The organism is Scandinavium lactucae, from assembly GCF_033843265.1.
GTDB lineage: Bacteria > Pseudomonadota > Gammaproteobacteria > Enterobacterales > Enterobacteriaceae > Scandinavium > Scandinavium lactucae.
Genome location: NZ_JAWXRD010000038.1, coordinates 12,847 through 26,764, shown reverse-complemented (window position 1 = coordinate 26,764; position 13,918 = coordinate 12,847). Strand labels below are relative to the sequence as shown.

Genomic DNA, 13,918 nt, shown 5'->3' with positions numbered 1-13,918 from the left:
GCCCACCTTTTTTTTGCCTTCTTTTCGAAACTGCTCACAAAAACGGCACAACCCTTTTGCCTGATTTGTCATTTCGTTCTATATGACTAGTCATGAAATTTAAATGACTAGTCATATAGACGGAGAGCAATGATGAACAAACTGCCGAAGGATTTTTTGTGGGGTAACTCGGTATCCAGTATGCAGACCGAAGGCGCGTGGAACGAGGGCGGTAAAGGCAAATCGGTGTATGACATTCGCGAGCCGAGCGAATTTGCGTCCGACTGGAAAGTGGCCACAGATTCCTATCATCGCTATGAAGAAGATTTTGATTTAATGCAGGATTTGGGCATGAACTGTTACCGCTTCCAGATTTCGTGGAGCCGTATCTGCCCTACCGGTGATGGCGCGTTTAACCAGGAAGGTATCGACTTTTATCATCGCTTTATCGATGCGCTGATTGCCCGCGGCATTGAGCCGATGATCTGCCTGTACCACTTCGACATGCCGTTGGCGCTGGCCGAGGAGTACAACGGCTTCAATGATCGCCGGGTGATGGACGCGTTCGTCCGCTACGGCAAAAAGATGATCGACTGCTATGGTGACAAGGTGAAGTACTGGCTGACCTTCAACGAGCAGAACATTTTCCACATGCCGATTGCGTTCCGTATTTCGGGGTACCTGCGCGGGGACGAAACGCTGCGCGAGCTCTATGAAGTGCAGCACCACACCATGGTGGCACACGTGCAGCTGACGCAGTATCTGCATCAGACCAAACCGGGCAAGCTGATGGGCGGTATGCTGGCACATCAGCTTATTTACCCGGCGACCTGCAAACCACGTGATATTTTCTGCGCTCAGCAGTTCGACGAATTCCTCAATCAAAACCTGCTGCGCGTGTATGCAGGTGAAGGCTACAGCCCGGAAGTGATGGCGGTCGTGAAGCGCGAAGGCTTTGACGATATCTACCGTGAAGACGATTTGGCGCTAATAGCGCAAAACAAAAATGATTACATGGCGTTTAGTTATTACGCCAGCCGCACGCTCGACAGCGACCCCATCCCAGAGGGCTGCGCGGTGAATTACTATCTGCAATACGGCGACAAAAATAACCCGTATCTGGAAGCCACTGAGTGGAACTGGCAGATCGATCCGCTGGGTTTCCGCACCATCATCACCCGCTACTACAACGACTGGCGTCTGCCGGTGTTCCCGATTGAAAACGGGATTGGGGTCATCGAATCCTGGGACGGCGAAAACATGATTGCCGATGATTACCGCATTGCCTATCACCGCGACCATATCAACGCCATGAAAGAGGCGATTTTTGAAGATGGCGCAGAGGTGATTGGCTACCTCGGTTGGGGGCTGATCGACATTCTCAGCTCGCAGGGTGACATGCGCAAACGCTACGGCGTGGTGTACGTCAACCGCGAAAACCACGATCTCAAAGACTTGAAACGCGTGCCGAAGAAAAGCTACGCATGGTTGAAACAGGCGATCCGCAGTAACGGCGAAGAGATGTAAGGCACAGTTGCCAGGCCGATTCTGGGATACGAGTGAGTCAAAAAAGGGTTCTGCACATGTCTGATAACGTTACATCCAATATGCAGTCTTTTACCGATCGCTTCGTGGAGTTTTCGGCGCGTATCGCGAACCAGGTCCACCTGCGTTCGCTGCGCGACGCGTTTGCTGGTGTCATGCCGATTTTCATTCTGGCAGGTCTTGCAGTACTGGTGAACAACGTGGTGTTCCCCTGGATTTTTGAAGGCGACACGCTGGTGCGCTTCAAAGTCTGGGGGGAGGCGATTATCAACGGCACACTGAATATCGCGGCACTGTTGATAGCGCCGATGATCGCATGGTCGTTGGCGCGTAACAAAAACTTCGGTAACCCGGTTTCGGCCGTCGTCATCGCCTTGTGTAGCTTCATTATAATGATGCCGATGCAGGTCGATATGGTGCCGGTCGGTGGGAAGGTGGCGGTAAGTCTGACCTCCATCCTGACCTTCGCCAACATTGGTTCCACCGGGATTTTCGCCGGGGTCATCATCGGCCTGCTGTCGACGGAGATTTTTATCCGCATCGCGCAGTTCAAACGCCTCGAAATTAACCTCGGGGAAAACGTGCCGCCTGCGGTGAGTCAGTCATTTTCTTCGCTACTGCCGACGATCATTACGCTGTCGCTGTTTGCGGTATTCGCGGCGTTGCTCAACAACCTGCTGCACACCGACTTGATCCACCTGATCACCACCCTGATTCAGCAGCCGCTCCGGCTGATCAACACCAGCCTGCCGGGCACGATTTTTATCTATAGCTTCGGCAACTTCCTGTTTACGCTGGGGATCCATCAGTCGGTGGTCAACAGCGTGGTGCTGGAGCCATTCCTGCTGATTAACACCAACGAGAACATGCTGGCGTATGCCGCGGGGCAGCCTATCCCGCACATCATCAACAATATCTTTGTTCCGACCTTTGGTATGGTCGGCGGCACCGGCAGCACGATTTCGCTGCTGATTGCTATCTTCCTGTTCTCGCGACAGAAAGCATCAAAGCAGGTGGCGCGTCTGGCCATCACCCCAGGGCTGTTTAACATCAATGAACCGGTGATATTCGGTTTGCCAATTGTATTCAACGTGCCGCTGATGATCCCCTTCGTGCTGCTCCCGGCTATCGGCATCTTCTTTGCCTGGGTCTGCACCACGCTTGGGTTAATCTCGCGCTGTGTGGTGATGATCCCCTGGACAACCCCGCCGGTCCTCAGCGCCTGGCTGGCCACCGCCGGGGACTGGAGGGCGGTGGTGGTTCAGTTGATAATCATCGTCTTTGGTGTATTCTTCTACCTGCCTTTCCTCAAGATTTCCGAGCGAGTGGCCTTAAGAAACAATGGGATAAACGAATAACTAAGGAACGGGCAATGGCGGCGAAATACCTCACTATCGCGCGGGAAATTAAGAAGCGGATCATCAGTCAGCGGTATCCCGCCAGCTCGCCGTTGCCCGACCAGTTTGCGCTGGCGGCGGAGTTTCAGACCAGCCGGATGACCATTCAGCAGGCGATTCGCCAGCTGATTGTTGAAGGGCTGATTTACACGCGCCAGGGGCAGGGCACCTTTGTGCGTAAGAATTTCCTCCAGCTTTCCCAGTGGGATTTACCCGGTAGCGATTACTTCGGCGCGACCAAAACCTGGGAGCACCTGGGTACGGTCAGCAGCCAGGTGGTGCGGTTTGAGCTGCGTTTTCCCAACGAAAAAGAGCAGGCTTCCCTGCTGATCAATGCTGATGCGCCAGTATACGATTTCGTTCGTCTGCGCCTGTTGAACGGTGAACCGATGTCGCTGGACTCGACCGTCATGCCGGTTAATCTGGTGCCCGGTCTTAATAAAGGTCATCTGGAAAGTTCAGTATTTCAGTATGTCGAAACCCTGGGACTGAAGATTATGGGGTCGTATCGCGTGGTGCGGGCCATCAAACCCGGCGAGCTGGAGCTACAGCATCTGGTGTGTGAAGCGGGCGACCCGGTGCTGGAAGTCGAACAGGTGATTTATCTGGAAGACGGCACACCGCTGGAGTATGCCCACTGCCATTATCGCTACGATCACGGCGGTATTGTTATCGTCAATAACGGCTAACACTTTTCGTTGTGGCAACCATGCGACAATAAAAAAGGCGGATTCCTCAGAACCCGCCTTTTTTGTGTTCAGCGTTCAGCTATCAGTTCAGACGAACTGGCATCCCGGAACGATCCTGCACGGCCTGATCGACCACGTTGCTGTCCACATCTGCCTGATCGGTAACGGCCTGCACAGATTTGTTCAGCGTAATCGGCACGATTTCACCGCCGTTGAACTGCGCATCGGTGGTGGACAGCGGGTTGTGAACTTCAATGTAGCGGCTGCCGTCTGGCTCAGTGGTTGCTTTCACCGGCTCATCAATGAACTGCACGCGGGTGCCTACTGGCACGTTCTGGAACAGGAATTTGATATCCTCGTTACGCAGACGCACACAGCCGTGGCTTACACGCAGGCCGATACCGAAGTTCGCGTTGGTGCCGTGGATAGCGTACAGACGGCCAATATACAGGGCATACAGACCCATCGGGTTATCCGGGCCCGCCGGAACAACGGCTGGCAGCGGGTTACCGGCGGCAACGTATTCTGCATGCATTTTGGCCGTTGGCGTCCAGGTTGGACCGGCTTTCTTACGCTCAACTTTAGTGGTCCAGTTGATCGGGGTATCTTTACCCAACTGGCCGATACCGATTGGTAACACGATAACGGTGTTGGTGCCCGCCGGGTAGTAATACAGACGCATTTCGGCGCTGTTAATCACGATGCCTTCATGCACGGTGTCCGGCAGGATCAGCTGCTGCGGGATGTTCAGCACGGTACCGCCCTTCGGCAGGTAAACGTCCACGCCCGGGTTAGCTTCGGTCATGTTGGATAAGCCCATCTGGTACTGCGCAGCGAAATACTCGAGCGGCTGCGTATTTCCTTCAGGGATGGTGACGACCTGGTTCTGGCCAATCAGACGGCTACCGTCAGTTGGCAGAGGATAGGTCACAGCCGATGCAGTATTGCAAAAGCCCATAACGGCAAGCGCTGCCGCGAAAAGCGTAGATATTTTCATTTTCATTTTATGCGAAGTATCGGTGCCACGCAGGCAGCAGTTGTTGGAGAATCGGAACCCGTAATGGGAGCGCATTATAGGTGCATTCTGCGCCACAGGGAAATCAGATGTGGATGAAATCACCTATTTTTCACCTTCTGATAGCATCCTGACAGCCAGGTTGATGCACGTGCAGGGCGATTTTTATTCCTAATTGTGCCAAAATAGGCCGTTTGTCACATCTTTTTAGGATACGCCCGTGTTAGTTACCAGCAACGTCACCATGCAGTTCGGCAGTAAGCCGCTATTCGAAAACATCTCCGTGAAATTTGGCGGCGGCAACCGTTACGGCCTGATTGGCGCTAACGGAAGCGGAAAATCCACCTTTATGAAAATTTTGGGGGGCGACTTAGAGCCGACCCTCGGCAACGTTTCGCTCGACCCGAACGAACGTATCGGTAAGTTGCGCCAGGACCAGTTCGCCTTCGAAGAGTTCTCGGTGCTCGATACCGTAATCATGGGCCACGCCGAACTGTGGGAAGTGAAACAGGAACGCGACCGCATCTACGGTCTTGCGGAAATGAGCGAAGAGGACGGTTATAAAGTTGCCGACCTCGAAGTGACCTACGGCGAAATGGACGGCTATTCTGCGGAATCGCGCGCCGGTGAACTGCTGCTCGGCGTGGGTATTCCGCTGGAACAGCATTACGGCCCAATGAGTGAAGTCGCTCCGGGCTGGAAGCTGCGTGTCTTGCTGGCGCAGGCCCTGTTCGCCAATCCTGATATCCTGCTGCTCGATGAACCGACGAACAACCTGGACATCGACACCATTCGCTGGCTGGAAAGCGTGCTCAACGAGCGCAACAGCACCATGATCATCATCTCGCACGACCGTCACTTCCTGAACATGGTCTGCACCCACATGGCGGATCTGGACTACGGCGAGCTGCGCGTTTATGCGGGCAACTATGACGACTACATGACTGCGGCGACTCAGGCGCGTGAACGTCTGCTGGCCGATAACGCCAAGAAAAAAGCGCAGATTGCTGACCTGCAATCCTTCGTGAGCCGCTTTAGTGCCAACGCCTCTAAATCTCGTCAGGCAACCTCGCGTGCCCGTCAGATTGACAAAATCAAGCTCGACGAAGTGAAAGCCTCCAGCCGTCAGAACCCGTTCATTCGTTTCGAGCAGGACAAGAAACTGTTCCGTAACGCTTTGGAAGTGGAAAAACTGACCAAAGGCTTTGATAACGGCCCGCTGTTTAAAGACGTCAACCTGCTGTTAGAAGTGGGCGAAAAGCTGGCGATCCTCGGGACCAACGGCATCGGTAAATCGACCCTGTTGAAAACCCTGGTTGGCGATTTAACCCCGGATGGCGGCAGCGTGAAGTGGTCTGAAAACGCCAAAATTGGCTACTACGCGCAGGATCATGAGTACGAGTTTGAAAACGATCTCACCGTGTTCGAGTGGATGAGCCAGTGGAAGCAAGAAGGCGATGACGAGCAGGTGGTGCGCAGCTTCCTCGGGCGTCTGCTGTTCAGCCAGGACGACATCAAAAAACCGGCGAAAGTGCTCTCCGGTGGTGAGAAAGGTCGCATGCTGTTCGGTAAGCTGATGATGGAAAAACCGAACATTCTGGTGATGGATGAACCGACCAACCACCTGGATATGGAATCTATCGAATCGCTGAACATGGCGCTGGAAATGTATCAGGGCACCCTGATCTTCGTTTCCCACGACCGTGAGTTCGTATCTTCTTTGGCGACGCGAGTAATTGAGCTGACGCCAGAGCGCGTGATCGACTTCAGCGGCAACTACGAAGATTACCTGCGCAGCAAAGGTATCGACGGCTAATTGTCTGCGGTTGCATCATAAAAAAACGCCACGCGGTATGACCGTCGTGGCGTTTTTTTTTGCCCCTCCCAATCGGGAAGGGCAGATCGCTATCAGCTCAACGACCACTCGCTCGCCGCTTCACCGTTAATCAACAGCTGGCGTTTCTCACCTGCCGGTAACGTTACCTTCAGCGTGCTCCATGCCGGGCGGTAATCGCCGCGCGGGTTGAAGGTCAGGTTGATGGTGCTGCCGGAACAGGCCATTTCCCAGTCCAGCCACAGGGCGTTACCGTCTTTGTAGCCCCAGGTCTCGCCGTCATCTTCAAACAGCATGCCGCGCTCAGAGCCCACACCTTTCAGCGGGAACAGCTTCAGTTCACGGCTGTCATCGGCAGCCGCGCTAACGTGCTTGATCCTGCCGCTCAGCGGTAGACCTGCCCCGGCGCGGACCAGCAGCGGCAGTTTTTCCAACGGGGCATCGACGGTGATCCCCTGTCCGCCGGAGAACCACTCCCCGGTATAGAAATCGTACCAGCCGGTTTCGTTGTCAGGCAGCCATACCGGGCGCTGACGCTGACCCTGTTCCACTACGCTTGCCACCAGCAGATCGCGTCCGAGCATAAAGTCATCGCACTCTTCGAATGTCTGCGCGTCATGCTCGTGATCGAGGAACGTTGGGCGCAGCATTGGTTCGTCGTCGGCGTGTGCCTGCCACAGCAGAGTGTAGAGGTAGGGCAGCAGACGATAGCGCAGTTCCACCGCACCCCGGATAGCCGGGGTGACGCCTGGATACATCCACGGCTCGTTAACGGTGTGATCGTCATTCCACGAGTGGATAGTAAAGCGCGGATGCATGACGCCGTTTTGTACCCAGCGCACGAACAGCTCGGCATCGGGCTTATCGCCGGAGAAACCGCCCACATCGTGGCCGACGTTAAACAGACCCGAAAGGCTCATGCCTACGCCCATGCGGGTGTTGTAGCGCAGCGTCTGCCAGTTGGTGCGGTTATCGCCGCTCCAGGTTTGCACGTAGCGCTGCATCCCGGCGCAGCCGGAACGGGAGATCAGGTACGGACGTTTTTCCGGGGCAAAGCGCTGTTGCGCTTCCATTGAGGCGCGCATCATCAGCAGCGGCATCACCGGACGCACATGCTTGATGGCGATTTCCTGACCGAAGCCATGGCAGCGAGCTTCGCCGTCCCATACTTCGTATTCGTTGTTGTCGTTCCAGGTCGAATCGATGCCCATTTCCAGCAGCTGGGTGGTGACGCCTTCCTGCCACCAGTCGACGGTCGCCGGGTTGGTGAAGTCAAGGTGTGAGCCCTCGTCATCCCAGAACACAGAACGTTCTGGCGCGTCAGCTTCTGAATCGCGCACGAACAAGCCTTTTTCCGCCACTTCGTTATAGCGCGGATGATCCTGCAACAGGCACGGTTTGATATTCGCCGCCAGCTTCAGTCCCGCGTCGTGGAAGGCCTGACTCATGACTTTCGGCTGCGGCACTTTGTCGTAGTTCCAGTTGAACACGTAGCGCTTGCCGTTGATCGAGGTATAGCCCGACGACAGCTGGAACGAATCGCAAGGAATAGCATGCTCATCACACAGACGGATAAAGTTCATCAGCTGGTTTTGCGCGTCAGGAGCATCGGTGTAATGCATGGTAGAGCCGCTGTAGCCGAGGCTCCATTTCGGGCCAAACAGGGTTTTCCCGGTCAGGCGTACAAAGGATTTGGTGATATCCAGTACCCGTTTGCCGGTGAACAGGTAGTAGTCGATATCACCCGCTTCGGCCTGCCAGCGGCGATAGGCGGTGTGGTAGTTGTCGAGTTCATTACCCAAATCCAGCCAGCTACTGCTCAGGTTGTCATAGAACAGGCCGACGCTCACATCATCGCGGCGGGTAATGGTGAACGGAATATGCTTGTACAGCGGGTCGGTACTGGCGGCGTTATAGCCCATCGCATCAAGGTTACGCATTTCGAAACGCTTCCCGGTACGCTGCAAATCGCCCGCTTTCTCGCCGAGGCCGTAAAAGCGCTCGTCCTTTTGCCGCTTCAGATAGTGGGCCACGCCGTCGCCGTGGGCGTTCACCAGATAGGCGCTGGTCGGACGGTCAGCGGTCAGGTACTGCCAGTCGCCTGCGTCGTTGCGGTAATGCCACTCCAGCCACAGCGGCTGGTGGACGGTGACGCGTAGCTGCGAGGTGCTGATGGATAGCTTGTCATCATGCTTTTCCAGCGTCCAGGCAGGCAGACCGAAGCCGGACACGTCATCGCGCGAGCGGCCTTCCCACGGCACGTCCTTATCGGGGGCAATGCTCCAGGTTTTGTCGAGCGCCAGTTTGCCCTGACGTTTGAGCAGTACGCGGAACAGGTTTTCTTCCAGCATGTACAGGCACAGAGTGTGCTGACCATCGACGGTCAGTTCGACGTGATGTGCGGATTGTTTTTCGAAAGTCCAGTGTTTAAGCGTTTTCATAAATAATCAAACCTGTAATCAGGCGCGCTTAGCGCGACGTTCAGCAATAAAGGCAATCAGGAATACAGCGCCAATCAGGTCAAAGAAGCCCATGGCGATAAACAGCGGGTTGAAGCCAATCTTGTCGGCGGTCACCCCGATAATCAGAGAGAAGATGAAGCTCGCTATCCACGCCGCGGAGCCACGCATTCCGTTGACGGTGGCCATCTGCCCCCGGTCGAACGACTCCACCACCAGCGCGCTCAGCATGCAGGAAATTATCTGGTGACCGAAGCCGCCGATGGAGATCAGGGCAATCGCCACGTACGGGTTGCTGGTGAAGGCCATCATTGCCAGGGAGAGCATCAGGAACGCGCCGGATACAGAAGAGGCGACGACCGCATTCACGCGGGTAAAGCCGAAGAGGCGCACGTACAGTTTGGTCAAATAACCGCTGGCGACGCTGCCGAGATCGGCGGCCAGGAACGGCAGCCAGGCGAACAGCGCAATCTGTTTCAGATCCATGCCGTAGGTTTTGGCCAGATACAGCGGTACCCAGAAACTCATCACCGCCCAGGCCGGTTCCGCCATAAAGGCTGGAATGGCAATCCCGTAGAAACGTTTGTTTTTACTGATGTTACTCAGGGCTTTCAGGAACGGCAGTTTCACCGCGGGCGGTTCGTTATCCTGCTGGATGTAGGCCAACTCTTCCTTGCTCAGGTTCGGGTGCTGTTCCGGGTTGTGATAGAACAGCCACCACAGCACCACCCAAACCAGCGCCAGGAAACCGGTAAACATAAAGGCACCCTGCCAGCCGAAGGAGGCATGGGCAAAATAGATGATAGGCGGGGCCAGCATCGCGCCGATGGAGAAGCCTACACCCGCCCAACCGGCGGCGATAGGGCGCTCAGATTTCGGGAACCACTCGCCGATGGTTTTGGCGTTGGCTGGCGTTGCTGCCGCCTCCGATGCCCCCATACCAAAGCGCAGCAGGGCGATGTGCAACCAGCTCCCGGCCCCGGCATGGGCGATACAGGCCACAGCCCACAGGCAGGCGCAGATCATAAACCCGAGCTTGAGGCCGATAACATCAATCAGCCAGCCGCAGAGAGGCTGGAAAATGGTGTAGGCAATCTGGAAGGCACCGACAATCCAGGAATATTGTTCCGTGGTAATGCCGAGTTCAGTTTTCAGTTCCGGGGCAAGGATGCCCAGAGAGTTACGTGTAATGTAGTTAACGGTTACGCCCAGAAGGAAAAGGACCAGCACCCACCAGCGCAGGTTTTTCACCACGCGACGCGTTTTGCTGACCGTCAACTCGTTATTAACACCTTGGCTCATAGAAATCTCCACAAGACGGTTTGTAGGGGGAAGATGACGCTCGCAAGGGGCGAGTTGTCATACCGATTTTTATATTTTATTGAAACCTAATGGTTTTCTTTTAGTAAGCTTCCGGATGACTAGTATGGAAGTTGTCAGGCCAATTAAGGGTAGGGCACAAAAATCAGCCGTAAAAGTGCAATTTGTGCAAATTTTTTCATGAGCCAGCGGTATACTCCCTTTTAATTAATTTTATCCCCTTGAACACCGGGGAAATAGCTCGTGAAAATTCTTTCATTTGCAAAGTGGAGGTAGATCACAAATTGGATAAAAAGCTGAAAATCGCGGAAATCGCGGCGCGAACCGGGCTGTCGGCCAGCACTGTGTCCCGGGTGTTGGCGGGGAAAGCCAACACCAGTGAAAAGGCGCGTGAGCGGGTGCTGACCTGCGCCCGAGAACTGGGCGTGATGGACGGCATGGCCGCCGGAAGAATGCTGCTCAATAGCCTGATCGTGTTTGCCCCTCAGCGTGCGTTCGACGAGCGGTCCGACATCTTTTACTACCGCGTTATTCAGAGCATCAACAAAGCGCTGTCGGCCCATGAGGTGCGGCTGCGATACTGTGCCCTGGAAGAAAATGACAGTGACGCCAACCTGTTTCTGGCCCGGATGAATGACAGTGATACCCAGGCGGCCATTTTGCTCGGGATAGACGATCCGCACATTCACGACCTGGCGGCAGACTTTGCCAAGCCGTGTGTACTGATCAACTGTCGCGACGAACGGATGCGCTTGCCATCGATCGCCCCCGATCATCGGCTGATCGGCCAGTTTGCCGCCCGTTACCTGTTCGATATGGGTCATCGGACGGTGGTCAACGTGATGTGCCTGCGTCGCTACACCATGGAGCTGCGCCTGATGGGCATTCGTGAGGCGTGGAAGAATGGCAATCTGCGTTTTCAGGATGCGCGTGATTTGATTACCGTACCCAGCTTCAGCGCCAAAGAGACCGAAGACAAAGTCGGCGCATGGCTGGATGCGCAAGGGGATAAGCCACTGCCGACGGCGTTTTTGGTCGGGGGGGATTTCATGGCGGCGGGCACTATCAAAGCGTTGCAACAGCGCGGACTACGGGTGCCACAGGATGTGTCGGTCATGAGCATCGATGGCTTTAACCTGGCGGCCATTCAGGACGTGCCGCTGACGGCTGTTCACGTGCCACGAGATGAGCTGGGAACCGAAGCAGTACAGATGCTTCAACAGCGCCTGATTCGCCCGGAAGCACCGGGTGGGTCACTGCTGCTGCACGGCACACTGGTGGTGCGGGAATCGGTGCGGCGGATACGTCCGGGAACGCGACGTACCGCCGTAGAACGAGAAGGCTTATACGACGATTAAAGGTCCATCCCCAGCGCGCGTTTGCCGTGAATGTTCAGGTCGTCGAGGGTAAAGCGGTCTTGCCAACTCACTTCATAATCTTCCGGCGGGAAGTCGCCCGGCGACGCGCCGTTTTCCAGCGCGACTTTCACTTTCTGCGCGTAGGCGAGGTTTTTGGCGCACATTGGCGCTGCCGGGATGTACATCACGTTACCCCAGCCCTGCTGGTCGGTCACTGGGGCAACGGCGTGGATAACGTCACAGTGCCACCACACCGAATCACCCGGTTCCAGCGCCGGAATGGAGGTCAGCGCTTTGATCAGCAGCGGGTGCCACTGCTCGGAAATCGGCAGCACGCGACCCGGTGCCACGCCGCAGAGTTCGTCTTCCGGTACATCGTCGAGCAGCGGACGCAGCAGAATATAGGCCATTGCTTCTGGGACAGGCACCACATGCAGCAGCCCCTGATCCGGGATCATCTCTGACAGCGCCGTCCAGCCCTGGAAAGTGCGGAACACCGAGCACTTGGTGGTGTTTGCAACGGTGTACTCCTCGACATCGGTACGGTGTGCCGCATCCCACGGATCGAACTGGGTAAAATCACCGTTGAACACATTGGCGAACACCTGCTGATAGGCGGGGAGCAGCCAGCGCTCCAGCGCCCCGGAATCGGTATGCGCACCAAGACCTTTCGAGGTGGTGCCCGGTGGACGACGACGAATACGGTCGGGGTAAATCACGCTGACGTCCGGGTCAAACCACTGTTTGCCTTCACTTTCAAAACGCCACAGCCGGTTGAGGAATGACTGCACCGAGGCCATCTCATGACTCTGGCGGGCCTGCATTTGCGCCTGCGACCAGTAGATCGGGTAGATCTCCGGCCGCGACGCGGTCAGGGTGCCGAAGAAGTTATCGCCCGGGCCTTTGTAGACCTCATCAAAATGATTGCGGTCGAGATAATCAAGCATCGAGCGATCCCAGCCCAGCGCTTGCTCACGCGGGAAATGCCCTTTAATCACCGCGCAGCCGCGACGTTTGATCTGCTCACGCTGGGCATCGGTCACGTTGCCGTTGGCGATATCGTCGTAGGCCACCACGGGCCACACCGGTTTGCCGCTGGCTTTCAGGGCATCAATTTCTGCCACCCGGGCCTCGATATGCACCGCCAACGAGTCGAAAATCGCCTGCACGTCACCTATCTGTGCACGCAGCGCTTTTTTCATTTCACGGATGGCCGCTTTGTGGTCGGCGGGCAGGGTTGAATGGGTAAAGGAATGCGCCATGATTGACCTCTCAATCTTTCATTCGAAAGTAATTTAACTTACAGATGATACTTTAAGTTAAAAATAGGTTAATGCAAATTAAAAAACTTGATGCAATCCACAATCCGGGAAAGCTCATTGAGCGGGGAAAGGAAAGACCGGAGCGGGGTGCTCCGGGGGACTATCAGGCGTCGAACGGGGAGGCGTTATCCAGCACGGCCTGAATGACATTCAGTGCGCCGTCGTGGTTGTTGTCATCGGTCTGATAGCGAGCGATGGCTTTGATGCTGTCGGCGGCGTTGGCCATGGCGAAGGAATATTTCACCAGTTTCAGCATCTCGGCGTCGTTGCCGCTGTCGCCGATCCCGACACACTCCTGCGGCGAAAGCTGCCAGTTTTTCAGCAGACGGCTGATACCGTTGGCTTTATGCAGACCGGGGATAATCAAGTCGACGAAGCCGAAACCGCTGGTCACGGGCTTCATGATCCCGTCCAGCGAAACGTGCAGCGCATCAATCAGCTGTGGGATTTCACTGTCCGGCAGGTTCAGCGAGAACTTGAAAATCTTGTCGTCAATCTGCTGATAATCAGCAATTGGTTTCAGGCGGTGGTAGTGTTTCGACATCAGATGGACGAACGCTTCCGGCGCTTTATCGCTGACGTAGGCGCTTTCCAGGCCACAGGCGACAAAGTTGAGCTGCGGGTCTTTCAGCAGTTCACCGATAACCACCTGGGATTCATGCCGGGTCAGTTCGCCATGGAACAATTCCTGGCCGTGCTGATACACCAGCGCGCCGTTTTCGGCAACGAAGGAAATTCGATCGCGGATTTCAGGGAAGAAGGAAATAAGCTGGTAATACTGATTACCGCTGGCAACGACGAACTCAATGCCGCGCTGCTGTAGCTGCTGGAACTGCGCCAAAAAGCGTTCACGAGAGTACTGCTTGGCATCATTGAGAAAAGTTCCGTCCATATCTGTGACGATAACTTTAACTGTCATACATTGAGCTCCTGAATGTTACTGCGACCAGCAACATTCTAAGTACAATGTGACGAGAACCACAAATTCTTTTTGCCCGGC

At 55.4% G+C, this 13,918-nt stretch carries 10 protein-coding genes; 5 read left to right on the top strand and 5 right to left on the bottom strand.

Annotated features, from left to right (window positions below):
- Window positions 1-129: 129 nt before the first annotated feature.
- The 3 genes from SIK69_RS16710 to SIK69_RS16700 are packed head-to-tail and all read left to right on the top strand — an operon-like array spanning window position 130 to window position 3,610.
- Window positions 130-1,506, top strand: coding sequence for a glycoside hydrolase family 1 protein (locus SIK69_RS16710; RefSeq protein WP_319786600.1), 1,377 nt, complete (start codon window positions 130-132; stop codon window positions 1,504-1,506).
- A gap of 56 nt (window positions 1,507-1,562) precedes the next feature.
- The gene (locus SIK69_RS16705) at window positions 1,563-2,882 is read left to right on the top strand and encodes a PTS sugar transporter subunit IIC (protein WP_319629366.1); all 1,320 of its coding nucleotides are present in this window, start codon (window positions 1,563-1,565) and stop codon (window positions 2,880-2,882) included.
- Between the two features lie 14 nt (window positions 2,883-2,896).
- Window positions 2,897-3,610 carry a GntR family transcriptional regulator gene (locus SIK69_RS16700; protein WP_319629365.1) on the top strand — a complete coding sequence of 238 codons (714 nt, stop codon included), beginning with the start codon at window positions 2,897-2,899 and terminating at the stop codon, window positions 3,608-3,610.
- A gap of 82 nt (window positions 3,611-3,692) precedes the next feature.
- Here SIK69_RS16700 and ldtB read toward each other — a convergent pair whose 3' ends face one another.
- Complete coding sequence (ldtB, locus tag SIK69_RS16695; protein WP_319629364.1) at window positions 3,693-4,613, bottom strand: L,D-transpeptidase LdtB; 921 nt, start codon at window positions 4,611-4,613, stop codon at window positions 3,693-3,695.
- Window positions 4,614-4,845: 232 nt separating this feature from the next.
- Here ldtB and SIK69_RS16690 point away from each other — a divergent pair, with 232 nt between their 5' ends.
- Window positions 4,846-6,441 (top strand): ABC-F family ATPase, encoded by a 1,596-nt coding sequence (locus tag SIK69_RS16690; RefSeq protein ID WP_319629363.1) that lies wholly within the window; start codon window positions 4,846-4,848, stop codon window positions 6,439-6,441.
- Between the two features lie 92 nt (window positions 6,442-6,533).
- Here SIK69_RS16690 and SIK69_RS16685 read toward each other — a convergent pair whose 3' ends face one another.
- Together SIK69_RS16685 and SIK69_RS16680 are read right to left on the bottom strand one after the other, a co-directional pair.
- Window positions 6,534-8,900, bottom strand: a complete 2,367-nt coding sequence (locus SIK69_RS16685; RefSeq protein WP_319786599.1) for a glycoside hydrolase family 31 protein — start codon at window positions 8,898-8,900, stop codon at window positions 6,534-6,536.
- An 18-nt stretch (window positions 8,901-8,918) separates the two neighbouring features.
- A complete protein-coding gene (locus SIK69_RS16680; RefSeq protein WP_319786598.1) occupies window positions 8,919-10,220 on the bottom strand; it encodes an MFS transporter in 1,302 nt (433 codons plus the stop codon).
- 254 nt (window positions 10,221-10,474) lie between these two features.
- Between SIK69_RS16680 and SIK69_RS16675 the strand changes: the two genes are divergently transcribed.
- The gene (locus tag SIK69_RS16675) at window positions 10,475-11,596 is read left to right on the top strand and encodes a LacI family DNA-binding transcriptional regulator (protein ID WP_319786625.1); all 1,122 of its coding nucleotides are present in this window, start codon (window positions 10,475-10,477) and stop codon (window positions 11,594-11,596) included.
- On the opposite strand, the gene SIK69_RS16670 is transcribed toward SIK69_RS16675, so the two are convergent.
- Both SIK69_RS16670 and SIK69_RS16665 read right to left on the bottom strand, forming a co-directional pair.
- Window positions 11,593-12,858, bottom strand: a complete 1,266-nt coding sequence (locus SIK69_RS16670; RefSeq protein WP_319786597.1) for a DUF1479 domain-containing protein — start codon at window positions 12,856-12,858, stop codon at window positions 11,593-11,595. The two genes, SIK69_RS16675 and SIK69_RS16670, sit on opposite strands and share 4 nt — an antisense overlap.
- Before the next feature lie 163 nt (window positions 12,859-13,021).
- On the bottom strand, window positions 13,022-13,837 hold the full coding sequence (locus tag SIK69_RS16665; protein WP_319786596.1) for a Cof-type HAD-IIB family hydrolase: 816 nt from the start codon (window positions 13,835-13,837) through the stop codon (window positions 13,022-13,024).
- Window positions 13,838-13,918: the final 81 nt, after the last annotated feature.

Excerpts from the sequence above, each read along its gene's own strand:
- SIK69_RS16710 (WP_319786600.1), top strand. The coding sequence starts at position 130 with ATGATGAACAAACTGCCGAAGGATTTTTTGTGGGGTAACTCGGTATCC.
- SIK69_RS16705 (WP_319629366.1), top strand. The coding sequence starts at position 1,563 with ATGTCTGATAACGTTACATCCAATATGCAGTCTTTTACCGATCGCTTC.
- SIK69_RS16700 (WP_319629365.1), top strand. The coding sequence starts at position 2,897 with ATGGCGGCGAAATACCTCACTATCGCGCGGGAAATTAAGAAGCGGATC.
- ldtB (WP_319629364.1), bottom strand. The coding sequence starts at position 4,613 with ATGAAAATGAAAATATCTACGCTTTTCGCGGCAGCGCTTGCCGTTATG.
- SIK69_RS16685 (WP_319786599.1), bottom strand. The coding sequence starts at position 8,900 with ATGAAAACGCTTAAACACTGGACTTTCGAAAAACAATCCGCACATCAC.
- SIK69_RS16680 (WP_319786598.1), bottom strand. The coding sequence starts at position 10,220 with ATGAGCCAAGGTGTTAATAACGAGTTGACGGTCAGCAAAACGCGTCGC.
- SIK69_RS16670 (WP_319786597.1), bottom strand. The coding sequence starts at position 12,858 with ATGGCGCATTCCTTTACCCATTCAACCCTGCCCGCCGACCACAAAGCG.
- SIK69_RS16665 (WP_319786596.1), bottom strand. The coding sequence starts at position 13,837 with ATGACAGTTAAAGTTATCGTCACAGATATGGACGGAACTTTTCTCAAT.